A 24,001-nucleotide genomic window follows, 5' to 3' on the forward strand; every position below is an offset into this window, starting at 1 on the left:
GGCCTACCCCTCTTCATTCGAATGTGACGCGTCGTCGACGAGGCGCAGGCGCGCCGTGTCGGTGGATTTCGCCTGCTCACCGAGCACCCGCAGCATCTCGGCGCAAAGCGCCTCGGGCGAACGGCCCATCGCGTAGCCTTCGAGAATGACGCCGATGGCGACGGCCCAGAAACGCCGCGAGCTTTCGTCGGGCGCCCGCAGCGAGCGCCAGCCGTGCCGCGCCACCTGGCTCGCATAGGCGCGTGCGCCTTCACCGTGCAGGCGCTCAATCGTGCGCTCGACCAGAGGCGCCAGATCCTGGCGCCGGCGCGTCAATGTCAGGGCTTCGGCGAAGAAGGCGACGGAATCGCTTGCCGTCACGGTCTGCGCCAGCGCATGCGTGTAGTCCCGCGGTGTGCGCGCCTGCAGCGCCGCCTGCTCGGTCGCGCGCGCCAGATACAGCAAATCGCGGCAGGCGCATTCGACGAACAGCGCCTCCTTGGTGCGGAAGTAATAGGTGATCTGGCTCGGGAAGGCGTCGGCGGCAGCCGCGATGTCGGCGATCGCCGTGCCCGAGAGCCCCCGCTCGCGGAACAGCGGGCTCGCCGCATCCAGCAGCAGCGAGCGCATCTTGCGGCCGGCGGAGCGCGTCGCCCGCGCGGCGTGCTTGGGATCGCCCGCCTCAACCGCTTCATGGACCGACTTTTCCGCCATTGGGATCTCTCCGCCGAGTTGTTTGTATGATATACAAACAAAGAAATCAAGATGGGTTGGTATTGGAGGACGGCGCCGGCCATCTGGGCGATCCGAGCCGAAATCCAGCCCTCAACCTTGCAAAGCCGGTCAAAATCCGTATAAGGCGCGCATCCGCAGACCCCGGCCGGGAGCTGAACGGACGGTCTCAGCAAATCATTCGTGATTTTGGTGTGGCAGGGCCAGTCGGCCCGTCGTCCCGTGTTTCCGCCTTCTGAGCTTAATCCCAGAGTCCTTTCCGAAGGCCTCTTAAGGGCTTGACGCCGGGCGATGCGCCAACATGAGGAAAGGACCACCATGGCTCTTTATGAGCATGTCTTTCTCGCGCGTCAGGACGCGAGCACGCAGCAGGTCGAAGAGCTGACTGCGCAGATGACCGGTATCGTCGAGGGGCTCGGCGGCAAGGTCACCAAGACCGAGAATTGGGGCGTGCGCTCCCTCACCTATCGCATGAACAAGAACCGCAAGGCGCACTTCGTGCTGCTCAACATCGACGCGCCGTCCGCGGCGATCGCCGAGATCGAGCGCCAGGAGCGCATCAGCGAAGACGTGATCCGCTATCTCAGCGTCCGCGTCGAGGAGCTTGAGGAAGGCCCGTCCGCGATGATGCGCAAGGCCGATCGCGACCGCGAGCGTGACGACCGTGGCGGCGGCTTCCGCGATCGTGAAGGCGGCGGTTTCCGTGGCGACCGTGAAGGCGGTTTCCGCGGTGGCGATCGCGACGGTGGTGGCTTCCGCGGTGATCGCGGCCCGCGCCGTCCGCGCGAAGACGCTGAAACCACCACGACGGATGGGGAGTAAGACCAATGGCTGAAGCTGGTGCACGCCGTCCGTTTTTCCGTCGTCGCAAGAGCTGCCCGTTCACGGGCGCCAACGCTCCGAAGATCGACTACAAGGACTCCAAGCTGCTGATGCGTTACGTCTCCGAGCGCGGCAAGATCGTGCCGAGCCGCATCACCGCGGTGTCCGCGAAGAAGCAGCGTGAGCTCGCCCGCGCCATCAAGCGCGCGCGGTTCCTGGGCCTGCTGCCCTACGTCATTCGTTAACACGACCAATTCGGCCGGCGGCCCTGAGCCGCCGGTCGCAACTTTTTCGAACTCATAAGGCTTCCGGGTCGTCCGGTCGCCGATGGTTGGGGCAAGTGGCCTCTAACCGCTCGAAGGGAGCGGGACAGCTGATGATGGCTTTTGCACTGATTGGCCTGATCGCCGGCGCAGCGTCGGCCCTGATGTTCGCCTCGATCATTTCGGGCGCGCTGATCTCGCTCGTCCTGTTCTATCTCGCCCCGCTGCCGCTGATGGTCGCCGCGATCGGCTGGGGACCGCTTTGCGCGAGCCTTGGCGGCATCGCCGCCGCGGTCTGCCTCGGCGCCCTGTTCGGCCTGCCCTATTGCATCGCCTTCGCCGTCACCGTCGCGCTGCCCGCGTGGTGGCTCGGCCATCTCGTCCTGCTCAGCCGTCCTGTGGGACCGGTCACGCCAGACGCGACTACCCAGCCTCCCGCCGCGCCTGAACTCGAATGGTATCCGGTCGGCCGCATCCTGCTATGGCTCGCGGGCTTCGCCACGCTGACCACGATGGCCGCCCTGCTCACGCTCGGGACCGATGCCGAAACCATCCTCGGCACGTTGCGGCGCGGCCTGATGCGCCTCCTCCGCGCCACCGACCCGCAGAGCTCCGGCGAAGCCGGTCAGTTCGTCGACGCGCTGGTGCGCATCGCGCCGGCCGGGGCCACTGTCATCGCGATGATGACGCTGACCCTCAACCTCTGGCTCAGCGCCAAGATCACCGCGACGTCGGGCCGGCTGCGGCGCCCGTGGCCGGACATGAAGACGGCGGAGCTGCCGCCGATGACGCTGGTGGGGCTCTGCATCGCGCTCGCCTTCTGCTTCACCGGCGGGCTGCTCGCGATCGCCGCCCAGATCGCCGCGGCCGCGCTGATGATGGGCTATGCGCTGACCGGCTTCGCCGTGCTGCATACGCTGACGCTGGCGCTGAAGAGCCGCACGTTCTGGCTCGGCTCGACCTACGCCGTCGTGGTCGTGTTCGGATGGCCCGTGATCGCGATGGTGATCCTCGGCCTTGCGGACGCCATGTTCGGCTTCCGCGAGCGCTTCCTGCGCAGCCGGCAGCCGCCGCCACTGCCGACCCCTTAAGTCAACCACCGGAACTGAAACCTACAAACCACTTCAAAAGGAGAACGAATATGGAAGTCATTTTGCTGGAACGCGTCAACAAGCTCGGCCAGATGGGCGAAGTCGTGAAGGTTCGCGACGGCTATGCCCGCAATTTCCTGCTCAAGCGTGGCAAGGCGCTGCGCGCCACCGCCGACAACCGTTCCAAGTATGACGGCATGAAGGCCGAGCTCGAGGCCCGCAACCTGCAGGCCAAGGGCGAGGCGTCCAAGGTCGCCGAGAAGATCAAGGACAAGAACATCATCGTGATCCGTCAGGCCTCGGAAGCCGGCCAGCTGTTCGGCTCGGTCACGGTGCGCGACATCGTCATGGCGTTCGAGGCCGACGGCGTCCACCTCGACCGTCCGCAGGTGCAGCTCGACGCGCCGATCAAGACCATCGGCAAGCACACGGTCATCGTCGCAGTTCACCCCGAGGTCGAGGTCGAGATCACCGTGACCGTCGCGCGCAGCCAGGACGAGGCCGAGCGCATCAACCGTGGCGAGGACATCTCGACCCGCAACGAGGACCGCGACGCGGCCGCCGAGGCGATCGCCGCCGCCGGCGAGTTCTTCGATCCGGAAGCCGAGCCCGACGTCGAGCCGGCGCCGGCCGCGGAAGAGAAGTAAGCCTCGCATTCGCGCGAGACCGCGAAGCCCGGCTGCCTCAGGCGGCCGGGCTTTTCGTTTTCGCAGCGACGTCCTCGCTCAACATCGCGATCGAGGCCAGCGCCGTTGCCGTGTGCTTCTCGACACCGTCGCTGACGCAGAACACGTCGGCGGCAACCACCGAGACCTGACGGCCCGGCTTGATCACGCGGGCCCGGCAGATCAGCTTCTCGCCGACCGCGGGCGAGAGCAGATTGAGCTTGTATTCCGCCGTGAGCGCCGGCTGGCCGCGCGAGGTGGCGGCTGCGATCGTCGTGGCGTTGTCGACCAGGAAGGCGGTGACGCCCCCGTGGAAGAAGCCGTGCTGCTGCAGCAGCTCCGGCCGGCGATCCACGGCAATCGTGCAGGTGCCGCGCGTCAACTCCGAGAGCTCGGCGCCGACCAGGTTCATGAAGCCCTGGCGGCCGACATTGGCATGGATGTGCTTGGCAATCGGCGCAAATTCCGGATCCGCTTCGCGCATGCAGTCTCTCCTTATTGCTTGTTGATGCGATCGTATGGCCGCAGCGCGCGGATGGCGCAGGCGATCAGCGTGTCGGCCTCGGCGCGCGGATCGGCGCGGTCGCGTCCCGACAGAAAGGCGCGGCAGAAAATCTGCGCCGGACCGATGAGCTGGCTGACGAACATCGCCGGCGTCATCGGCAAGAGCTCACCGCTTGCAATCAGCGGCGCGCGCCAGCGCTCGATGCCTTCGGCGAGGCGCCCATTCTGCGCGCGCTGGGCGTCGCGGATGTCCTCGCCCCACTCGCTGCGCGAAATCTCGAAGAGATAGCGCGCCTCGCGCCGGCTGGTCACCACCCAGTCGAGATGGGCCCGGATCAGCCGATCGATGCCCTGTTCCGCACCGGGCACGGGATCGAGCGCGGCCAGCACCGCGGCGTGATAGTGCCGCAAGACCTCCAGGAACAGCGCACCGGCAAGCTCCTTCTTCGAGCCGAAGGCGTGAAAGAAGCTGCCATTGGAGGCCCGCGCTTTGCTGCGGATCGCGGCGACCGTCGCGGCTTCAAAGCCGACGCGGTCGAACACGACGAGACCCGCTGCCAACAAATCGTCCCGCACGCTCGCCGTCATCGGAGCCTCCTAGAGCATTACTCTAGAGCACTACTCTAGCGCCGGTCAATACAATGGGGAGGCCGCGACGAATGCGGCCTCCGCAGGTCGATCAAAAACGGGCTGGCTTAGCGCGAGATCGGCGGCGTCGGGGGGCCGGAAGATTCGGCCGGCGCTGCAGGCGGAGCTGCAGCGGTCGCGGGCGGTGCCGGCTCCTGCGGCTTGGCCGCCGGTTCAGAGCTGGCAGCCGGCGCGGCAGGCTTGGGAGCCGCCTCTTCCGCCGGTTTGGTGGGCTCGGCCGGCTTCGCGGCGGGCGTGACCGGAGGGACCGGATCGGACCGCAGCGCCGGCGTCTCATTGCCGCGGGGTTCGACCTTGGCGCTGTCAGGCTTGGACTCAGCCGGTTTCTCGTCGGGCTTGGTCTCAGGCTTGACGATCTCAGGCTTGACGATCTCAGGCTTGGCAGTCTCCGTCTTGGGCTCGCTCTTCTTTTCTTCGGTGGCCGGCGCGGCGGCATCGACCTTCGGGGCTTCCTCATGCCCGGGCTTGGCGCGGCGCTTGCCCTTGCGTCCTTCGGGCGCAGCCTGGCCCTCGGGCTTCGCGCCTTCCTCGGCCGGACGCGCGGCACGCTTCTGGCGCGCCCCTTCCGCGGCGGGAGCAGCGGCCTCGCCCTCCGGCTTGGCGTCTTGGGCACGCGGACGGCGGCCCTGATGCTCGGGATTGGTGCTCGCGTCCTTTTCCTTGGCGCCGTCCTTCTTGCCGTCCTTGGCCTGGTAGCGGGTGTCGGTGGCACCGTTGGAGACGAGATAGGAGGCGAGAATGCCCGCCATGTCCGAGCTCGTGGTGTAGTGCTGGCGCAGGAAGCCCGGCAGCGAACCCGGCGCGACGGACTTCAGAAGTCCGCGCGGGCTCTTGTGGCACGCAGTGCAGGTCTGCGAGAAAATCTGGGACGGGCTTTTGCCGGCCTCGAGGTTGGTCGCCTGCGCAAAAACGGTATCGGCCGCGCCGAAGCCCATCAGAAGCAGTACCGTCGCGAGGCTGAGCGCTCGGCTCGACATTCCCATCATCTCCATTGAATTCCGAGAGGTGCAGCCGGCCTCCGGCACGGCGGCGGGTCACCTTTTATCCGATTGAGCCGCGAATGGAAGCAGCCTCCACGCGCAAGGATGTGATTAAGCGCTTTTGGAATATCGGCTGTGAACTCAGCGCAATAGCGCAGCCGTCCCGCCGTCCCCAGATTTGGATGCAAACGCATAGGAACCAGAGCGGGACCTGAGCGTCCGACGTGAAGGCCGGGTTAGTCGCATCTAGTCGCATCTCTTGGGGTTCGCTCGAGAGGAAGGTGGCGATGGACCGATTGTTGCGTAGATTCCTGACTCAATTCATCCGCCGCGGGTCAATGACGGTGACCGGCTCCAGCGGATCGAAATTCACCGTCGGCGACGGCGCCGGCGAGCCGGTCGCGGTGCGCTTCGTCACTGCGGAGGCGGAACGCAAGGTCCTGGTCAATCCCGAGCTCGGGCTTGGAGAGGCCTATATGGACGGCGAGTTCGTCGTCGAACGCGGCACCATCGCCGATGCCCTCGCGATCCTGCTCGATCAACCCGACCTCTTGCCGCACTGGGCAAGACCCTGGTGGCATCTGCGCTATCTGACGCGGCACCTGAAGCAGTTCAATCCGCGTTCGCGCTCCCGCCGGAACGTCGCACATCATTATGATCTCGACGCCCGGCTCTATTCGCTCTTCCTGGACGCCGACAAGCAGTACAGCTGCGCCTATTTCGAGACGCAGGACGCGACCCTCGACGACGCGCAGCTCGCCAAGAAGCGGCACGTCGCCGCCAAGCTGTTCGTCAAGCCGAGTCAACGCGTGCTCGACATCGGCTCCGGCTGGGGTGGGCTCGGGCTCTATCTCGCCGAGATCGCCGGCGCCGACGTCACCGGCATCACGCTCTCCACCGAGCAGTTGCAGATCGCCAATGCACGCGCGGCCGAAAAGGGCCTGACCGGCTCGGCCAGATTCCTGCTCCAGGACTATCGCGACATCGACGGTCCGTTCGACCGCATCGTTTCGGTCGGCATGTTCGAGCATGTCGGCGCCCATTTCTACGACACCTATTTCCAGCGCTGTGCCGAGCTGCTCAGCGAGAACGGCATCATGCTGCTGCATTCGATCGGCCGTTCGCAGGGCCCGGACTCGACCAACCCCTGGATAGCCAAATACATCTTCCCCGGCGGCTACATCCCGGCCTTGTCGGAAGTGCTGCCGGCGATCGAGCGCGCCGGCCTCTTGGTCTGCGATATCGAGATCCTGCGCCTGCACTACGCGGAAACGCTCAAAGCCTGGAGGGAACGTTTCATGGCGCGGCGCGAGGAGGCCGTGCAACTCTACGACGAGCGCTTCGCCTTGATGTGGGAATTTTATCTGGCGGCCTGCGAGATGACGTTCCGCAAGCAGGCCATGATGAACTTCCAGATCCAGCTCACGCGCCGTCAGGGCGTGGTGCCGATCACCCGCGACTACTTGCCGCGCGAAGAAACCCGGCTGCGGGCTCGCGAGGCTGCGGCCAGGCCGAGGCTACAGCTGGCGAGTGAATAGATCCTAGTGACGCAGGGTCGAAAGCGGGGAGAACCGGGCGAGGGCCGTTAACGCCAGCTGGGCCCGCAGTTCCACCAGGATTGCGGGTGCCACGGGCTCGCGACGCACTTCGGGGCGTTCAGCGTGCTCCATGGCCGCAATCAGTCCCGACAGCCAAAGCCGGCTACCTGCCTCGCTTCGCCAAATCTGGTGCTGCCGTTCTGGCCGCATCGCTTGCCTCGTTCCCTGTTGGCGGACCGTGGGAGACAATTCCCCTCCCGTCCGCCTGTTCCGGTCATACCCCCGAAAGAATCCGGGGAGATGTGATCCACTTCACATAAGTCTGGTCGGGCCTGGCTTAGACCGTCGCCATGAGCAAAGAGACCCAAACCTCGTTTGACGTGCAGGACGACCTCCGCACCGATTACGCCCTGATCGTTACCGGCGTCGGGGCGGCTCTGGTTGCGCTGGTCTACCTCCTGCTGGTCTGAAGCCGCGCCGAAAGCGGTTCGCCGAGCGCCCATTTTCGCACGCTTCTTGATACGTCTGCGCGCAAACCCATAAAGTTCATGGTTTCCGGATTTTTCCATGGCACGGTCGCGGCCGTTTCCAGCGCTGGAGCAGGTTCCGCAAAAATCCGTCAAGCGCGGCGCGTGCTGCGACTGCTAATCATCCACCATTTTCACTGAGCGGTTGATAGCGGTCAGCTTTCGCTTTCGCTTTGACCTGCGGCGGCGCTTTATCCCGGCCCCGCATCCGCCCAAGAAAATTGCTAAGTACGTCCAACCATGGCCCTGACTGATTCGAACGTTCTCAAACTCGCGCCCGACGCCGGAACGCCCGCCTATCGGAGCGCTCCGCATAATATCGAGGCGGAACAGAGCCTTCTGGGCGCGATCCTGGTCAACAACGACGCCTTCTACCGCGTCTCCGACTTCCTGGAGGCGAAGCATTTCTTCGAGCCGCTGCACCAGACCATCTTCGAGACCGCCGGCAGCCTGATCCGAATGGGCAAGATCGCGACGCCCGTCACGCTGAAGACGTTCCTGCCCGCCGACACCGATGTCGGCGGCATGACCATCGGGCAATATCTTGCGCGGCTCGCCGCCGAAGCGACCACCATCATCAACGCCCAGGATTACGGCCGCACGGTCTACGACCTGTCGCTCAGGCGCGACCTGATCGGCATCGGCGAGGACATGGTCAATGTCGCCTATGACGCGCCGGTCGACTTCCAGCCGCGGGCGCAGATCGAGGACGCCGAGCGCAAGCTCTACGAGCTCGCCGAATCCGGCCGCTATGACGGCGGCTTCCAGAAATTCTCGCAGGCACTGGCGGTCGCGGTCGATCTCGCGGCCAAGGCGTTCCAGCGCGACGGCAAGCTGTCCGGCATCTCGACGGGCATGCGCGACCTCGACACCAAGATGGGCGGCCTGCAGCACTCCGACCTCATCATCGTCGCGGGCCGTCCCGGCATGGGCAAGACCTCTCTTGCGACCAACATCGCCTACAACGTCGCACGAGCCTACGTTCCTGAGCTCCAGGCCGACGGGACCACGAAGGCCGCCAATGGCGGCGTGATCGGGTTCTTCTCCTGCGAAATGTCGGCCGACCAGCTCGCCACGCGTATCGTGGCCGAGCGCACCGGCGTCCCCTCCTCCCACATCCGCCGCGGCGGCATCTCGGAAGCCGATTTCGACAAGATCCGAGAGGTCTCGATCGAGCTGCAGTCGCTGCCCTTCTACGTGGACGCCACCGGCGGCCTTTCGATCGCGCAGCTGATGGCGCGGGCGCGCCGGCTGAAGCGCCAGAAGGGCCTCGACCTGCTCGTGATCGACTACATCCAGCTGCTCTCGGGCTCCGGCAAGCGGAGCGACAATCGCGTGCAGGAAATCACGGAGATCACGACCAGCCTGAAGGCGCTGGCCAAAGAGCTCAACGTTCCCGTGATCGCGCTGTCGCAGCTCTCGCGTCAGGTGGAATCGCGCGACGACAAGCGGCCGCAGCTCTCCGACTTGCGTGAATCCGGATCGATCGAGCAGGACGCCGACGTCGTGCTGTTCGTTTACCGCGAGGAATATTACCTCGCGATGAAGGAGCCCCGCCCGGGCACGCCTGAACACGAGAAGTGGCAGCTCGACATGAGCCTTGCGCACGGCAAGGCCGAAGTCATCATCGGCAAGCAGCGCCACGGCCCGACCGGCACCGTCGATCTGGCTTTCGAAGCCTCGGTCACGCGGTTCGGCGACCTCGCGCCTGACAGTCAGCTGCCGGTTCGTAGCGGCAACGACTACTGAGTTCCTTGAACAGCAACTTCCTCTTGCGTAAAACGGCGCCATGACAATGGCGTCCGACCCGAAAATAAACCCGCAATCCGGCCTTCTCTCCGCGGAGGCCAATCAGGCCGCCGCGCTCGCCTCCTATGGCGGCGTGCTGACCGTCGATCTCGACGCCGTCATCGCCAATTGGCGCAAGCTCGAGAAGACGGCGGTGCCCGCCGAATGCTCGGCGGTGATCAAGGCCGACGCCTATGGCTGCGGCGCTGCCGAGGTCGCGCGTGCCCTGAGCAAGGCCGGCTGCAAGACCTTCTTCGTCGCCACTATCGAGGAAGCGCGCAAGGTGCGCGCGGCCGTCCCGGAGCCCACGATCTACGTGCTCGGCGGCTATTTCCAGAACACCGGCGAGCACTACGCCAAGATCAATTGCCGCCCGGTGATCGGCGACCTCAACGAGCTCGCCGAATGGGACGTGTTCTGCCGTCGGACGGGGTGGAACGGCGGCGCCGCCATCCACATCGACACCGGCATGAACCGGCTCGGGCTGACGCTCCAGGAGGCGCAGGCCATCATCCCCCGCATCAATGCCGGCGATCACGGCATCACGCTGGTGATGAGCCATCTGGTCTCGGCCGAGCAGCTCAACAGCCCTGTCAACGCCAGGCAGCTCGCCGCCTTCCGCAGCATCGCCAGCGAATTCTCCGGCGTGCCGGCCGCGCTCGCCAATTCCTCCGGCATCTTCCTCGGCGCGCCGTTCCAGTTCGACCTGGTGCGGCCGGGCGCGGCCCTCTACGGCGTCAACCCGACGCCGGAGGCCGACAATCCGATGCAGCAGGTGGTCGACCTCAAGGCGCGCATCGTGCAGACCCGCACCATCGAGCGCGGCGAGAGCGTCGGCTATGGCGGCACCTGGACCGCGCGGCGGCCGACGAAGCTCGCGATCATCGCAGTCGGTTATGCCGACGGCTATTTCCGCGCCGCCAGCTCCAATGACGGCACCCGCGGCGCCGAAGTCATCGTCGCCGGCAAACGCTGCCCGGTAGCCGGACGTATTTCAATGGACCTCATCGCGATCGACATCACCGATCTGCCGCCGAATGCGGCGCGGCGTGGCCACATGGTGACGCTGCTCGGCGAGGGCATCACCGTCGACGAGCTCGCACATCATTTCGGCACCATCGGCTATGAGGTGCTGACCAGCCTCGGCCACCGCTATGCCCGCATCTACAAGGGCGGCCATGTGGAGGAGCCGCTGGCAAGGCCGGAGCCGGCGCAAGCGACCGTTCAGCCGCCCTCCCCGCCGCCGATCGAGCCACCCACGGCCCCACCGCCGGTGCCGGGCTGAGCAACGCTCGCGTGCCCCGGACGCTGCGCAGCGCTGTCTAGGCGATGCGAAGCATCGTCCGGGAGCGGTGCGCTGCAGAGCCGGGGCCCATCTCTCCGAATTATGTTGTGCCGCCTTCCGGGTCCCGGCTCGCGCGACGCGCGTCCGGGACACAAGAGTGTCGACTTACTTCTTCTTTCTGTTGTCCAGCACCGACTTGCAGGTCGCGCTGAGCTGGTCGCGCTTCTCGGTGAGGCAGGCGACGATGCGGCCGCCGCCGGGCGCGATGCCGGCGCAGAATTTGTCGTAGTCTGCCTTGCACGCGCCGCGCGGGTCGGGCGATTGTGCCGACGCGGGCCCGGAGAGCGCGACAGCGACGACGATAGCGGCAAAGTTCAACTTGGACATTGTATCTCCGGGACGGAAGGCAGGAGCCGGTAGCTCTACATGAAGATCGCGACATTCAACATCAACAACATCAACCGCCGCCTGCCCAATCTCCTGGCATGGCTGCGTGCGGCAAAGCCCGATGTCGTCGCCCTTCAGGAATTGACGGCAAGTGATGGCGAATTTCCGGCGACCGCGATCGAAAAGGCAGGTTACGGCGCGGTGTGGCACGGACAAAAGACCTGGAACGGGGTCGCCATCCTCGCCCGCAAGGCCGAGCCGATTCTCACGCGCGACCGTTTGCCTGGAAGACCCAACGATCACGAAGCCCGCTACATCGAGGCCGCCGTGCGCGGCATCATCGTCACCAGCATCTATCTGCCCAACGGCAATCCGCAGCCGGGACCGAAATTCGACTACAAGCTCGACTGGTTCGCGCGCCTCAGGCGCCACGCCAGCAGTTTCATCAAGCAGGATCTGCCCGTCGTGCTCGCCGGCGATTACAACGTCGCGCCAACGGAGATCGACATCTATCCGACGCGCTCATGGGACAAGGATGCGCTGGTCCAGCCGAAGAGCCGCGCGGCCTATGCCTCGCTCGTCTCGCAGGGCTGGTGCGATGCGATCCGCGAGCAGCATCCGGACAAACGCATCTACACGTTCTGGGACTACAAGCGGAACCGCTGGCCGCGCGACGCGGGCCTCAGGCTGGATCATCTCCTGCTCAGCCCTGCCCTCACCCCGCGGCTCGTCAAGGTCGGCGTCGACAGAGACGTCCGCGGCGAGGAAGGCGCCAGCGATCACGCGCCGGCATGGGTGGTGTTGAAAGAGCCACGATGACGGTGCCGTAGGGTGGATTAGCTGAAGGCGTAATCCACCACTTCTCTTCCGCCGTGACCAAGTTGGTGGATTGCGCTGCGCTAATCCACCCTACAAGATCGCGTCGTTGATCACCGCCCGTAATAGTCCTGCACCGTGTCCCACGCCGCCTTTTGCAGCAGCTCGACCGTCGGCGCATCCAGCCCCATCACGTACGAATTTCCGACCGGCGAGCGTCCCGTCACCGCAGCGAATGTCACGCAGGCCGCAAGATACGTGCCCGCCGGACTCGGATGCCGCTTGTCCGGCGCGTAGAGATTGAGCTCCGGCTGCAACTTACGCACGCGCGCGAAGGCAAGACCCGCGGGAATGACCAGCGCGTCGTTGGCATTGCCGGCGGTCGTATAGGCTTCGGCCAGTTGCTCCGTCATCTCAGGCTTGTCCGCATAGGCCCAGGACATAAAAAACACCGGCCGCATGCCGTGGGCGCGAACGATGTCGCTGTCCTTCTTCGCGAACGTCACGAAGGCGTCCTTCAATTGCGGATGGATCGGGCACTGGCTGCAATCCATCATCACGACGGCGTCGTATTGCCGGCCCGGCTTGTTGAAGATGACGTTGTTCTGCTCGTCGAAGGAATAGGCGCCGAGGCCGCCCGGCCGCAGCAGATTGTCCATGTCGTGCCAGTCGAGGCCGGAGCCGCCGATCGTGGCCATGGTGTTGCGATAGGCCATCTTGTTGGCGGGATCGGCAGCCCGCTCCATGAAGGTGAGATGCCCGGGCATGCCGTTGTTGTAGTAGAAGAAGCTGTTGCCGACGAACAGCACGGCCTTTGGGAAGTCCGGCCCGAGCGAGGTGACCTTCGGCTTGGTCTGCGCCTGTGCATTGAGGCCGACTGCAACGGCCAGACACATTGCGAGCATCACTCGCGCAAAAAGACGCATCATGGCTTCCTCCCTATTTTTCCAGGGCCGAAACCAAATCAGCTTTTCAAAACGGCCTCAAGAGCACGAACGCGCGGAGGACATGCGCCGCGATTCACCACAGATTGGTTCACCACAGATTCCTGCCGTCGATCATGTTCACAGGCACAGCGTCGAGATCGAAATCGTCAAACAGACGCGCGTTCACTGCGACCTTGGGATTGTCGAAATCGGGCTTGCCGGTCGACCAGTCCGGCGACTCCGAATAGGTGCCGCAACCGCAACTCGCGCAGAAATGGTGTTTGACCGTGCGGCTGCCCCACAGATAGGTCGCGACATTGTCCGGCGGTGACAGCAGGCGAAACTGCGCCGGCGTGTAATAGGCCCACAACGCCCCGCGCTTGGCACAGAGCGAACACGTGCAGCGCGTCACGTTCGAGGGCGCCTCCGTCACCTCGAACACCGTCTCACCACAATGACAGCTTGCCTCGATCGGCATGATCCGCTCCCCGCTTTGTCAGGAGCTGGTCGTAGCCTGCCCCTGCTGCCAACATGCTGTCAGCAGCGCAGTGCATGGGCAAAAAACGCGAAAACAACCCCATGCACAGTAGCCGGCTCTAGTCGAATCAATGGTTTAGGCATGGCCCAATCGTACGATGATGTTGCCGGGCAGGAGCGCTTGCTCGTCCGAGGGCCCGCTCCGCCAGAGGCATTCGCCTGCGACCAATTCCGGCGTTGAGAGCCGATGGTCGGCAAAGTTCGCGACGATCTGCAAAGTGTCCCCTTTCTCGGTCCGCCAGCGCACGTCCACGCCGCCCCGGCGAGGATCATCGCCAAGCAGCTCACGCTGCGCCGAGACGAAGCCTTGTTCGATCAGCGGCAGGATCTTTTCGCGCCGGATCGTCAACAACTGCGTCGTCAAGGCCCGAAAGCGCACGCAGCCGGGAGAATGATCCATGCTGGCCCAGTCGAGTTTCGAGGCCTGAAAGGTGCTCTCGTCGCACGGGTCCGGAATCCTGGCGCGCATTTCAGGTGTCGAGAAGGCCTTGAAGTGCGAAAACTCCTTGCGGCGCCCTTCCCGCGTCAGTTCGGCCGCTTCTCCGGTCCAGTCTGCAAAGAACAGGAACGGCGTTTCGACAGCCGCTTCCTCACCCATGAACAGCATGGGAATGTGCGGATTGAGCAGGACCAGCGCCATCGCCTGCTCCAGCTTTTCCGGGCTGACCAATGTCGACAATCGCTCACCCAAGGCGCGGTTGCCGATCTGATCGTGGTTTTGCGCGAAGAAGATCGTGGCTTCCGGCGGCAGATGGGCACTCGGCTCGCCGCGTGGCGCATCATGCAGTGCAAAGACCTCGCCCTGGTACGCAAAGCCTTCCGTGAGCGATCGCGCAAGGTGTTCGAGCGGCTTGTCCGCGAACGCGCGGTAATACCCCTCGTCTTCTCCCGTCAGCAGGACGTGAAGCGCATTATGGAAATCGTCGCCCCATTGCGCATCGAAATATCTCGGCCGTCCGTCTTTGCGCTCTAGCAGGTGCGCCTGATTGGCCTCATTCTCCAGCATCAGATGCACGCGCCGGCCGGGCAATTCGTGCCGGATGATCTCGGCAAGCTCGATGAGGAAATGCCGCTCGGAATGGTCTTTCAAGGCGTGGACGGCATCGAAGCGCAGGCCGTCGAAGCCGTAGTCACCCAGCCACATCAGCGCATTCTCAATCAAGAACTCGCGCACGAAGGCGCCGTCGGATCCCTCCAAATTGACGGCAGGCCCCCAGCCGGTCGTGTGACGGTTGTTGAAGAAGTTCTCCGCGTAAGCGTGCAGGTAATTCAGCTGCGGGCCGAAGTGGTTATAGACCACGTCGAGATAGACCATGATGTCGAGGGCGTGTGCGGCCCGCAACAGCCGCTTGAGATCCTGCGGCCTGCCGTAGCGCGCGTTGGGCGCGTTCAGCAGCACGCCGTCATAGCCCCAATTGTGCCGGCCGGGGACATCGTTGATCGGCATCAGCTCGATGGCGGTGATGCCGAGATCGCGCAGATACGGGAGCCGCTTCTCGACGCCGGCATAGGTCCCCTCCTCGCTGAAGGTGCCGACGTGCAGCTCGTAGATGACGGCTTCCGCCCAGGGACGGCCCGGGTAAGGGACAGGATCCCGAAGCGCCGCAATATCGACCACCTCGCTCGGCGCGCCGACGTCATCCGGCTGAAAGAACGAGGCAGGGTCCGGCACGATCAGGTCCTCGTTGATCCTGAACTGATAGCGCGTGCCGGCATGCGCGGTTGGACTGAGCATCTGATACCAGCCATCGTCGTCGCGTGACATCCGCTGCGGCGGCCGGCCGGTCTCCAGCAACTCCACCGATCGGGCCGTCGGTGCCCACAGGTTGAAGCTGACCCCATGATCGACGATCTCAGCGCCGCGGCGCCGGGCATGCCCTGCTAATCCCAGTCTTTGAATCAATCTGTTCGCCTTTCGCGCCGCATGCTCGCATTGGCATGCCTTGGGCGGAGCGCGATGCGCGCGCCGTTACGATCGCTTGAGGGATGCCTGTGGACGAGAAAGCTGACCTGCCGACATTCGTTCCTCCGGCCCCCAGCGCCGCCCGCTTGTGTACACTTTTGGACCCATCTCCAAGAAAAGCTCAGTCGCTCGTTGAGCTTAGGAACTTTTGTTGCGCCGCAGAATTTGAGCCACAACGCTTCACTGACGAAGCGTCGTTGGAATTCAAAGATGGTTGGCAAAGACCACTATTGCCCCGGTTGGTGGGCATAGCGAATGCGGATCCTGTTCGCGACGCCCGAAGTATCAGACTTCATTCAAGTCGGCGGCCTCGCCGCCGTCTCCGCGGCTCTGCCGCGCGCCTTACGCGATCTTGCTGACGTACGCGTCATCATCCCAGGCTATCCGGCGGTTCTGCGCGGCTTGAGCGATCTCAAGACCGTGGGTCGATGCCAGCCCTACGCCGCCCTGCCCGCCTTCGAGGTCGATCTCGGACATACCGCGGATGGCCTGACATATTACGTCGTGCGCTGTCCCGCGCTGTACGATCGGGACGGCACGCCCTATGCCGACGGCCGCGGGGCGGATTGGTCCGACAACAATGTGCGGTTCGCCACTTTCTCCTATGCCGCCGCTCAGATCGCCAGAGGATTGGTCGACAAGGACTGGTCCGCCGACCTGGTTCACGCCAACGACTGGCAATGCGCGCTGATCCCCGGCTATCTGGAATGGCACTACGCGCACATTCCGACCGTCTTCACGATCCACAATCTGGCCTATCAGGGGGTCTTCGACCGGAGCTCGCTGGCCCCGCTCGGAATTCCCGAGGCGAGCTTCAACATCGACGGTGTCGAATTCTACAATCGCCTGTCCTTCATCAAGGCGGGTCTGGTCTATGCATCGCACCTGACGACCGTCAGCCAGACCTATGCGCGGGAGATCACGACGGCCGAGTTCGGCTGCGGTCTCGAAGGACTTCTGAAGCAAAGAGCTGATCGCAACCAGCTGTCCGGCATCCTCAACGGCATCGACGAGAGCTGGGACCCGCGCACCTGTTCGTCACTGCTGCAACCGTTCGGGGCCGGTGACTGGACCGAGCGTTCCCTGAACGCCGAAGATGTCAGGGACCAGTTCGGCCTGGCAATCTCACGTGGACCCCTGTTCGCCCTCGTGGCGCGCCTCGTTCATCAAAAGGGCGTCGACCTCGTGATCGAGAGCGCTCAAGCGATCGTCGATGCGGGCGGCCAGATCGTCGTCACCGGCAAGGGCGAGCCGCGGTTCGAAGAGGCCCTGCTCCAGGCGCAGGCGCGCGCGCCGCGATCGATTGCCGTCAAGATCGGCTTCGACGACGCCGAAGCGCGGAAGATCTTCGCGGGCAGCGACTTCACGCTGATGCCGTCGCGCTTCGAGCCATGCGGGCTGAGCCAGATGTACGCCCAGCGCTTCGGCTCGCTGCCGATTGGCCACCGCACCGGCGGCCTCGCCGAGACCATCGTCGACGGCGAGACGGGATTTTTGTTCGACCGGGCATCGGCGCCCGGCTTCCTCGGGAGCCTCTGCCGGGCCTTTTCGACCTTCGGCATGAAGGATCGCCTCGATCATATGCGCAGGGCCGCCATGGCGCAGGCCTTCAGCTGGAGCCAGTCGGCCAAATCCTACGCGGCGCTCTACAAATCTTCGATCTAACAGTATCGCGATACTCTGCAGCTCGATCCCTCGCCAGGAAGATGACGCCCCGTCGCATGAGGATGCTCGTTCGAATTACGCAGCGCGATGAACGCCAGCAGACGCCATTCTCCGGGCAACTGGAACGGAAACATCCGGCGACTGTTACGACCACACACAGGAGTTGCCGCCATGCGCCGTTCGACACCGAAGCCCATCCGCAACAAGCTCGACCTGACCGACCGCGCGCAGATGCGCCTCGTCAGGAAACGCTTGGGTCTGTCAGATGCCGAGTTGACTGCCATCGCCGGGCGGATCGGCAATTCGATCTCCGCGATCAGCAAGGAAGCGGCCCAGCAGCGCGCCAGCGTCCTGCCCAAGCCGGCCGATGTGCCGCCGGCCGCCGTGATCGCCTCGGCAACGGCTGCTGAACAGGCCGCGACCGAACTACCGGCAACAGCGCCGACATCCTGACCCGATCGTCATTGGGGGGCAGACATGGACCAAAAGACGCAATCCGACGACGCCCTGACGCGGGCGGCGTCGAGCCTGCGCCGTTCCCGGATCACGGAAGGCAAGCCGTTTCCGCTCGGCGCGACCTGGGACGGCCTCGGCGTCAATTTCGCGCTGTTCTCGGCCTATGCCACGAAGGTCGAGCTGTGCCTGTTCGACGCCGACGGTGAAACCGAAATCGAGCGCATCGAGCTTCCGGAATATACCGATGAGGTCTGGCACGGCTATCTGCCGTCGGCCCGTCCGGGCACGGTCTATGGCTATCGCGTTCATGGACCCTACGAGCCCGACGCCGGACATCGCTTCAACCCCAACAAGCTGCTGCTCGATCCCTATGCCAAGCAGCTGGCCGGACAATTGCGCTGGGGACCGGAGCTGTTCGGCTACCAACTCGACCACGCCGACAAGGACCTCTCCTTTGACGAGCGCGACAGCGCGCCGCTCATGCAGAAATGCCGCGTCATCGACCCCGCGTTCACCTGGGGCGCGGCGCGCAAGCCCGAAGTGCCGTGGGAGCGGACGATCGTCTACGAGATGCACGTCAAAGGCTTCACGCAGCTGCATCCGCTGGTGCCCGAGGCAGACCGCGGGACGTTCTCCGGCCTCGCGCATTCGGAAATCTCCGCCTATCTACGCTCGCTCGGGATCACCAGCGCGGAGCTGCTGCCGATCCATGCTTTTGTTGATGATAGCTATCTGGTCGACAAAGGCCTGCGCAATTACTGGGGCTACAATTCCATTGCCTTCTTCGCGCCGGAGCCGCGTTACCTGAAGACGCCGTTCGCGAACGAGTTCAAGGAGATGGTCAACCAGTTCCACGCCCATGGCATCGAAATCATCCTGGATGTCGTCTATAATCACACTGCCGAAGGCAACGAGCTCGGCCCGACGCTGTCGTTCAAGGGCATCGACAACGCCAGCTATTACCGCCTGCTGCCGGACCAGAAGCGCTACTACATCAACGATACCGGCACCGGAAATACGGTGAACCTGTCGCATCCGCGGGTGCTGCAGCTGGTCGCGGATTCCCTTCGCTACTGGGCAAATGAGATGCGGGTCGATGGCTTCCGCTTCGACCTCGCCACCATCCTCGCGCGCGAGCCCTATGGCTTCGACGAAGGCGGCGGCTTCCTCGACGCTTGCCGTCAGGATCCTGTGCTGTCCAGCGTCAAGCTGATCGCGGAGCCATGGGACATCGGCCCGGGCGGCTATCAGGTCGGCCAATTTCCGCCCGGATGGGCCGAGTGGAATGACAAGTTCAGGGATAGTGCGCGCGCCTTCTGGAAGGGCGACGAGGGATCAATCGCGGACTTCGCCAAGCGCGTGTCGGGGTCGGGCGATCTCTTCAACAAGCGCGGGCGCCGGCCTTGGGCCAGCGTCAACTTCATCACGGCGCATGACGGCTTCAACCTCAACGATCTCGTCTCCTACAACGACAAGCACAACGAGGCGAACGGAGAGGACAACCGCGACGGCCACAGCAACAACCATTCCTGGAATTGCGGCGTCGAAGGACCGACCGACGATCCCGAGATCACTGCGCTGCGCGAACGCCAGAAGCGGAATCTGCTCGCGACGATGCTACTGTCCCACGGCACGCCGATGCTGCTTGCCGGGGACGAGTTTGGGCACACCCAGAATGGCAACAACAATGCCTATGCCCAGGACAACGAGACGACGTGGCTCGACTGGATGGGTATCACGGCAAACGGCCGCAGCCTTCGCGAATTCGCGCGCAAGCTGATCGCCACGCGCAAGGCCTTCCCGATCCTCTATCGCAGCCGTTTCCTGGTCGGCTCGCACAACGAAGAGCTCGACGTCAAGGACGTCACATGGCTGTCGCCCTCCGGCGACGAGATGACCAGCGAGCAATGGCAGGACGGCAACGCCAAGTGCTTCGGCATGCTGCTCGACGGACGCGCCCAGGAGACCGGGATCAAGCGCCGCGGCTCGGACGCGACGATGCTTCTGATCTACAACGCCCACTATGACGTGGTGAACTTCACCTTACCGACGGTCACCGATGGAAACAGCTGGTTGGGCCTGATCGATACCAATCAGCCTGAGGCCCAGATGCCCGCATTCGAGCTCGGACACGCTTACGCCGTGACCGGACGGTCGCTTGTCGTATTTGGTCTTGCCACCGAGAACGCGGCCACGCGACGCCTTCTGCAAGGTCTCGGCGCGCTGCTCGATGTCGCGGAAGCGCCATTGCCGCGCTAGAGTTCCGGCCTCGCGGAAAGCACACCCAGGCTGCAGCCGGTATCGCCCTCGCCGGCCCGCGCAGCTACACTGCTCCGATTCCCGGAGCTTCTCCTCTTGGCCTTCCTCTTCGTCCTCATCGTCGGCCTCGTCGCCGGCACCATCTCAGGCATCGTCGGCACCGGCTCGTCGATCATGCTGATGCCGGTGCTGGTCTATGCCTATGGGCCGAAGGAAGCCGTGCCGATCATGGCGGTGGCGTCCGTGATGGCGAATTTCTCGCGCATCCTGGCCTGGTGGCGCGAGGTCGACTGGCGGGCCTGCGCGGCCTATTCGGTCACGGGCATTCCGGCCGCCGTGCTCGGCGCGCGGACGTTGCTGGCGCTGCCCTCGCATGCCGTCGATCTCGCCATCGGCCTGTTCCTGATCGCGATGGTGCCGGTGCGGCACTGGCTGGCGCGGCACGATTTGAAGGCCAATCTCTGGCACCTCGCCATCGGCGGAGCGGTCATCGGCTATCTCACCGGCATCGTGGTCTCGACCGGCCCGCTCAGCGTGCCGCTGTTCCTGTTCTACGGCCTCTCGAAGGGCGCCTTCCTCGCCACCGAGGCCGCAAGCTCGCTCGGCCTCTATTTCGCGAAATCAGTGACCTTCGAGCGCTTCGGCGCGCTGACCGGCGATGTCTTCGTGAAGGGCTTGATTGCAGGCGCCTCGCTGATGTCGGGCGCCTTCATCGCAAAACGCTTCGTGCTGCACCTGAAGCCGGACATGTTCCGCCTGCTGATGGACGCGATCATGATCGCGGCCGGGCTCTCGATGCTGTGGAACGCGACGCAGCCCTGATCGCGCTCAGGCGGCGAATTCGGGCGCGATCGAGGGGCTGTCGGCGAGGACGCGGCTTTCGACCGCCGGCCGCGTCTCGAGCCATTGCAGCACGGCGTCGAGCGGCTGCGGCCGCTGATAGAAGTAGCCCTGCCCGAACCTCACGCCCATCTCGCGCATGGCCGCGGCCTGCTCGGCGCGCTCGATGCCTTCAGCGACCAAAGTGAGCCCCAGCGTGCCGGCGAGCGATGCGATCACGCCGACGATCGCCTTGTCTTCCGCGCTATCGGGAATCTCGTTGATGAACGCCTTGTCGATCTTGACCTTGTCGAGCGGGAAACGCCGGAGATGCGCGAGCGAGCTGTAACCGGTGCCGAAATCGTCGAGCGCGATCGTGGCGCCCAGGCGGCGCAGGCGATGCAGCGTCTCGGAGGCGCTGGCGATGTTGTTGATCAGCGAGCCCTCGGTGATCTCGAGCTCCAGCAGTGAGGCCGCAACGTCGAAACGCGCGCAGGTCGCGCGCAGCTCGGCGGCGAGCGAATGGTCGGCAAGCTCGGACGGCGGCAGATTGATCGCGATCCGGATCTGCGGCCTGCCGGCGGCGGCGAGCCGCTGCAGCGCCCAGCAGGCGTCGGTCAGCACGTAGCGGGTCAGCCGCGCGTTGTTGCCGCTGCGCTCGATCAGCGGCAGGAATTCAGCCGGACCGATCACGCCATGTTCGGGATGCCGCCAGCGGATCAGCGCTTCCAGGCCGACGACATCGTGGCTCTCGAGGTCGACCTGGCTCTGGTACCAGACCTCGAACTGTCCCTCGGCAAAGCCCGTGGGGATGGCAAGCTCGAGATCCCTGCGGCGGCGATAGTCGCGCTGCAGCGCTTCGTCGAGCACGGCGACCGTGCCGGGCGCCTTGCTCTTGGCATGATAGAGCGCGATATCGGCCAGCGTCGGCAGGTGCGACAGCTCCGGATCGTCGGCGCGGCGCACGGCAAGGCCGATGCTGGCGCGCGGCACGACCTGCTTGTCGTGGAGCCGGATCGGTTCGGAAATGGCGGCCAGCACCTGCTGCGCGAAGGCGTGCGCCGACGCCTCGTTGCTCACCTCGGGGCGAATGACGACGAATTCATCGCCGCCGAGCCGGGCGACCCAATCCTCCGCCTCGACTGCACGACGAAGACGCTGGGAAATATGCACCAGGAGCTGGTCGCCGGCCTCGTGGCCGAAGGTGTCGTTGATGCCCTTGAAGTCGTCGAGATCGATGAAGCAGAACGCGACCAGCGCGTCCGGCCTGCCGCCATCGCGGCTCGCGACGGCAAGCCGCTCGGTCAGCGAGCGCCGGTTGGGCAGCCCCGTGAGCGGATCGTGCGCGGCCATGTGTCCGAGCCGGTCGAGCGCGCCCGACGTCGTGTGCTGCATGGCGTTGAAGGCGCGCGCGAGCTGGCCGAATTCGTTCGCGGATGTGACGTCCGCCGGATAGGCGCGGCCGTCCTGCTTGCTGCGCTGGATCGCCGACATCATGGCCGCCAGCGGCCTGCCGATGAAGATGTTGGCGGAGATCCGCATGGCGATCAGGGTCGCAAACGTCGCGAGCAGGCCGACGACCAGCAGCAGCACCATCCGGCTGCCGGTGTCCGCATACAACGTCGCATGGGAATAGGCGATGGCGATGCGGCCGGCCTGAACGGCCATGTTGCCGTTGCTGTACTGGATCGGACGCGAGACCTCCGCGACCGTCTGTCCTTCGGGGCGCGCCACCACGCGGGCAATCGCAGCGCCCGTGTCGTCATAGACGGCCGCCGCAGCGATGGTCTCGTCGTGCATGATCTCGTTGAGCACGCCCGTGACCTGGTCGTAGCGCATCTTCCAGAGCGGCTCGGCGATCAGCTCGGCGCGGCTCTCGGCAACACGGGCCATGCGGGCGTCGAGCTGCCTGATCTGCGACCAGAAGCTCGAAGCCTCGACGCCGGCGGAGGCCAGCAATTGCACCAGCAGCAGAACGGGCACGGTGGCCCAGATCATGGCGCGAACGACCGAGCGCAGGCGCGGCGGCGCGGCCTCGTCGTTGCCTTCAGGCTCGTTCATCGCCTCATCCTCGCGCATCAATCGGCGGCGCCTTCGGGAAGCGGCAGCGACGAAATCAACGCATCGAGCGAGAAGTCGTAATGGCCGCAGCGTCCCGGCTTCGCCCTGAAGCGCGCGAAGTCGATCCGGTCGAACGCACGTGTCTTGATGAGGTCGCCGACCGAGGCGAGATTCTGGCGGGTGATCGCAGACGTCTTGACCTCGACGCGGGGCGAGGCCGCCGCGAAATCGCAGCCGTCGGCATAATCGCGCAGCAGGACGATCGACCAGCCGCCAAGCAGGAAATGCCCGCCGTCGGTCAGCAGCAGGCGGCCTGCCCTGATCTCGCGCAGCGCGTCCTCCGACCAGTTGAGGCCGACCAGCTGAATGTCGCGGCCGGGCACGAGTCCGGCGGCGACCACCGCGCGCAGCGCGCCGAGCGCCATCGGATCGTTTCCGGCCCAGATGCCGGCGGGCCGAATCTCCTTGCGCGAGGCCCAGCTCAGATAATTCGTGGTGACCTGCTCGGCCTCCGACTGCGTCCAGTTGGCGAACAGCAGCCGGTCCACCACGACGTCAGGCGCGGCATCCACCGCAAGCTTGAGACCGGCGTTGCGCGCGATCGAGGCGGGTGTGATCTCGTCGCCGCCGATGCCGAGAAGATGGATCTTGCCGTCCGGGCTCTGCCATTTCTCGGCACGAGCGGCCGCAATCAGGGCGTTGGCCATCCGTGCGCCCGCGGTCTGAAGATCGGTCGTGATGTCGCCGAGCCAGGTCCTGAGCTTTTGCCGGGGCGGTCCAAGACGCACCGCATCCTCGCCGATCAGCGTGTTCGAGAGCAGCAGCGTCTTGACGCCTGCAGCCTCGGCCGCTTCCAGGATCGGAACGGCGGCGGATTCCTCGTTCGACAGGATGAGGAAATCGGGCTTGTCACGGCGTGCGACCACGCCGAAGCCGAGCTCCTGCATGGTGCGGTAGTTGCGTTCGCTGGTCAGCACCTCGACATGCGCATCGAGCTTGCGGCCGGCGGCCTGCATGGTTTGCGCCACCATGTCCCAGTAGACCTCGCCGGTCTTGCCGGGATTGACGAACACGATGTCGAGGGGCTTGGCATAGCTGGGGCTGGCGGACGCGAAAACGCCGCCGGCCATGCCCACAGCGAGCAATATTCGCAGGAATCTCGTCATTTCTCTTCGCCGCCCCCGATGGTTCCGAGGTTGGACCCGCGTCCGCTAACACTTCGCAAAATCCACCCGGCCACGGCGACACAGGGCTAATGAAAGGTATATCTGGCCTGCCGAATTGAGATAA

General features: G+C 64.8%; 22 protein-coding genes. 12 read left to right on the plus strand and 10 right to left on the minus strand.

Going from position 1 to position 24,001, the window contains the following annotated elements; translation table 11 throughout:
- Nucleotides 1-3 precede the first annotated feature (3 nt).
- Entirely contained in the window at nucleotides 4-693 is a 690-nt protein-coding gene (locus AC0WRY_RS19785; RefSeq protein ID WP_194402470.1) for a TetR/AcrR family transcriptional regulator C-terminal domain-containing protein, read from the minus strand.
- Nucleotides 694-1,029: 336 nt separating this feature from the next.
- Between AC0WRY_RS19785 and rpsF the strand changes: the two genes are divergently transcribed.
- The 4 genes from rpsF to rplI all read left to right on the plus strand — a co-directional run bounded on the left by rpsF (nucleotide 1,030) and on the right by rplI (nucleotide 3,534).
- Nucleotides 1,030-1,533 (plus strand): 30S ribosomal protein S6, encoded by a 504-nt coding sequence (rpsF, locus tag AC0WRY_RS19790; RefSeq protein ID WP_008133548.1) that lies wholly within the window; start codon nucleotides 1,030-1,032, stop codon nucleotides 1,531-1,533.
- 5 nt (nucleotides 1,534-1,538) lie between these two features.
- Complete coding sequence (rpsR, locus tag AC0WRY_RS19795) at nucleotides 1,539-1,778, plus strand: 30S ribosomal protein S18 (RefSeq protein WP_007592020.1); 240 nt, start codon at nucleotides 1,539-1,541, stop codon at nucleotides 1,776-1,778.
- Between the two features lie 131 nt (nucleotides 1,779-1,909).
- Nucleotides 1,910-2,887, plus strand: coding sequence for a DUF2232 domain-containing protein (locus AC0WRY_RS19800; protein ID WP_194402471.1), 978 nt, complete (start codon nucleotides 1,910-1,912; stop codon nucleotides 2,885-2,887).
- Nucleotides 2,888-2,937: 50 nt separating this feature from the next.
- Complete coding sequence (gene rplI / locus AC0WRY_RS19805) at nucleotides 2,938-3,534, plus strand: 50S ribosomal protein L9 (protein ID WP_194402472.1); 597 nt, start codon at nucleotides 2,938-2,940, stop codon at nucleotides 3,532-3,534.
- Between the two features lie 37 nt (nucleotides 3,535-3,571).
- On the opposite strand, the gene AC0WRY_RS19810 is transcribed toward rplI, so the two are convergent.
- The 3 genes from AC0WRY_RS19810 to AC0WRY_RS19820 all read right to left on the minus strand — a co-directional run bounded on the left by AC0WRY_RS19810 (nucleotide 3,572) and on the right by AC0WRY_RS19820 (nucleotide 5,681).
- Nucleotides 3,572-4,036, minus strand: coding sequence for a PaaI family thioesterase (locus AC0WRY_RS19810; protein ID WP_194402473.1), 465 nt, complete (start codon nucleotides 4,034-4,036; stop codon nucleotides 3,572-3,574).
- 11 nt (nucleotides 4,037-4,047) lie between these two features.
- Nucleotides 4,048-4,644, minus strand: a complete 597-nt coding sequence (locus AC0WRY_RS19815) for a TetR/AcrR family transcriptional regulator (protein WP_194402474.1) — start codon at nucleotides 4,642-4,644, stop codon at nucleotides 4,048-4,050.
- A 107-nt stretch (nucleotides 4,645-4,751) separates the two neighbouring features.
- Nucleotides 4,752-5,681 (minus strand): hypothetical protein, encoded by a 930-nt coding sequence (locus AC0WRY_RS19820; protein ID WP_491120578.1) that lies wholly within the window; start codon nucleotides 5,679-5,681, stop codon nucleotides 4,752-4,754.
- 290 nt (nucleotides 5,682-5,971) lie between these two features.
- Here AC0WRY_RS19820 and AC0WRY_RS19825 point away from each other — a divergent pair, with 290 nt between their 5' ends.
- From AC0WRY_RS19825 to alr, 3 genes are all read left to right on the plus strand, one after another.
- Nucleotides 5,972-7,222, plus strand: coding sequence for a cyclopropane fatty acid synthase (locus AC0WRY_RS19825; protein ID WP_194402476.1), 1,251 nt, complete (start codon nucleotides 5,972-5,974; stop codon nucleotides 7,220-7,222).
- A gap of 767 nt (nucleotides 7,223-7,989) precedes the next feature.
- Nucleotides 7,990-9,498 carry a replicative DNA helicase gene (locus tag AC0WRY_RS19830; protein WP_194402477.1) on the plus strand — a complete coding sequence of 503 codons (1,509 nt, stop codon included), beginning with the start codon at nucleotides 7,990-7,992 and terminating at the stop codon, nucleotides 9,496-9,498.
- A 46-nt stretch (nucleotides 9,499-9,544) separates the two neighbouring features.
- Nucleotides 9,545-10,822: an alanine racemase gene (alr, locus tag AC0WRY_RS19835; protein ID WP_194408329.1), complete on the plus strand. Its 1,278-nt coding sequence runs from the start codon at nucleotides 9,545-9,547 to the stop codon at nucleotides 10,820-10,822.
- Between the two features lie 165 nt (nucleotides 10,823-10,987).
- Here the strand turns inward: alr and AC0WRY_RS19840 are convergent, their stop codons facing one another.
- Nucleotides 10,988-11,209: a cysteine rich repeat-containing protein gene (locus tag AC0WRY_RS19840; RefSeq protein ID WP_194402478.1), complete on the minus strand. Its 222-nt coding sequence runs from the start codon at nucleotides 11,207-11,209 to the stop codon at nucleotides 10,988-10,990.
- Nucleotides 11,210-11,248: 39 nt separating this feature from the next.
- On the opposite strand from AC0WRY_RS19840, the gene AC0WRY_RS19845 reads away from it, so the two are divergent.
- Nucleotides 11,249-12,028 (plus strand): exodeoxyribonuclease III, encoded by a 780-nt coding sequence (locus AC0WRY_RS19845; RefSeq protein WP_491120581.1) that lies wholly within the window; start codon nucleotides 11,249-11,251, stop codon nucleotides 12,026-12,028.
- A 110-nt stretch (nucleotides 12,029-12,138) separates the two neighbouring features.
- Here AC0WRY_RS19845 and AC0WRY_RS19850 read toward each other — a convergent pair whose 3' ends face one another.
- From AC0WRY_RS19850 to treZ, 3 genes are all read right to left on the minus strand, one after another.
- Nucleotides 12,139-12,954 (minus strand): SGNH/GDSL hydrolase family protein, encoded by an 816-nt coding sequence (locus AC0WRY_RS19850; RefSeq protein ID WP_194402480.1) that lies wholly within the window; start codon nucleotides 12,952-12,954, stop codon nucleotides 12,139-12,141.
- Between the two features lie 106 nt (nucleotides 12,955-13,060).
- A complete protein-coding gene (locus AC0WRY_RS19855) occupies nucleotides 13,061-13,429 on the minus strand; it encodes a GFA family protein (RefSeq protein WP_194402481.1) in 369 nt (122 codons plus the stop codon).
- Nucleotides 13,430-13,564: 135 nt separating this feature from the next.
- Entirely contained in the window at nucleotides 13,565-15,391 is a 1,827-nt protein-coding gene (gene treZ / locus AC0WRY_RS19860) for a malto-oligosyltrehalose trehalohydrolase (RefSeq protein WP_246776273.1), read from the minus strand.
- Nucleotides 15,392-15,706: 315 nt separating this feature from the next.
- Here treZ and glgA point away from each other — a divergent pair, with 315 nt between their 5' ends.
- The 4 genes from glgA to AC0WRY_RS19880 all read left to right on the plus strand — a co-directional run bounded on the left by glgA (nucleotide 15,707) and on the right by AC0WRY_RS19880 (nucleotide 20,653).
- Complete coding sequence (gene glgA / locus AC0WRY_RS19865; protein WP_194402482.1) at nucleotides 15,707-17,116, plus strand: glycogen synthase GlgA; 1,410 nt, start codon at nucleotides 15,707-15,709, stop codon at nucleotides 17,114-17,116.
- A gap of 171 nt (nucleotides 17,117-17,287) precedes the next feature.
- Nucleotides 17,288-17,569, plus strand: a complete 282-nt coding sequence (locus AC0WRY_RS19870; protein ID WP_194402483.1) for a hypothetical protein — start codon at nucleotides 17,288-17,290, stop codon at nucleotides 17,567-17,569.
- Nucleotides 17,570-17,593: 24 nt separating this feature from the next.
- Complete coding sequence (gene glgX / locus AC0WRY_RS19875; RefSeq protein ID WP_194402484.1) at nucleotides 17,594-19,831, plus strand: glycogen debranching protein GlgX; 2,238 nt, start codon at nucleotides 17,594-17,596, stop codon at nucleotides 19,829-19,831.
- 96 nt (nucleotides 19,832-19,927) lie between these two features.
- A complete protein-coding gene (locus tag AC0WRY_RS19880) occupies nucleotides 19,928-20,653 on the plus strand; it encodes a sulfite exporter TauE/SafE family protein (RefSeq protein ID WP_194402485.1) in 726 nt (241 codons plus the stop codon).
- Between the two features lie 6 nt (nucleotides 20,654-20,659).
- Here the strand turns inward: AC0WRY_RS19880 and AC0WRY_RS19885 are convergent, their stop codons facing one another.
- Together AC0WRY_RS19885 and AC0WRY_RS19890 are read right to left on the minus strand one after the other, a co-directional pair.
- Nucleotides 20,660-22,711: a putative bifunctional diguanylate cyclase/phosphodiesterase gene (locus tag AC0WRY_RS19885; protein ID WP_194402486.1), complete on the minus strand. Its 2,052-nt coding sequence runs from the start codon at nucleotides 22,709-22,711 to the stop codon at nucleotides 20,660-20,662.
- A 17-nt stretch (nucleotides 22,712-22,728) separates the two neighbouring features.
- A complete protein-coding gene (locus AC0WRY_RS19890; RefSeq protein WP_194402487.1) occupies nucleotides 22,729-23,877 on the minus strand; it encodes an ABC transporter substrate-binding protein in 1,149 nt (382 codons plus the stop codon).
- Between the last annotated feature and the right edge of the window lie 124 nt (nucleotides 23,878-24,001).

It is taken from the genome of Bradyrhizobium sp. T-12, assembly GCF_058314695.1.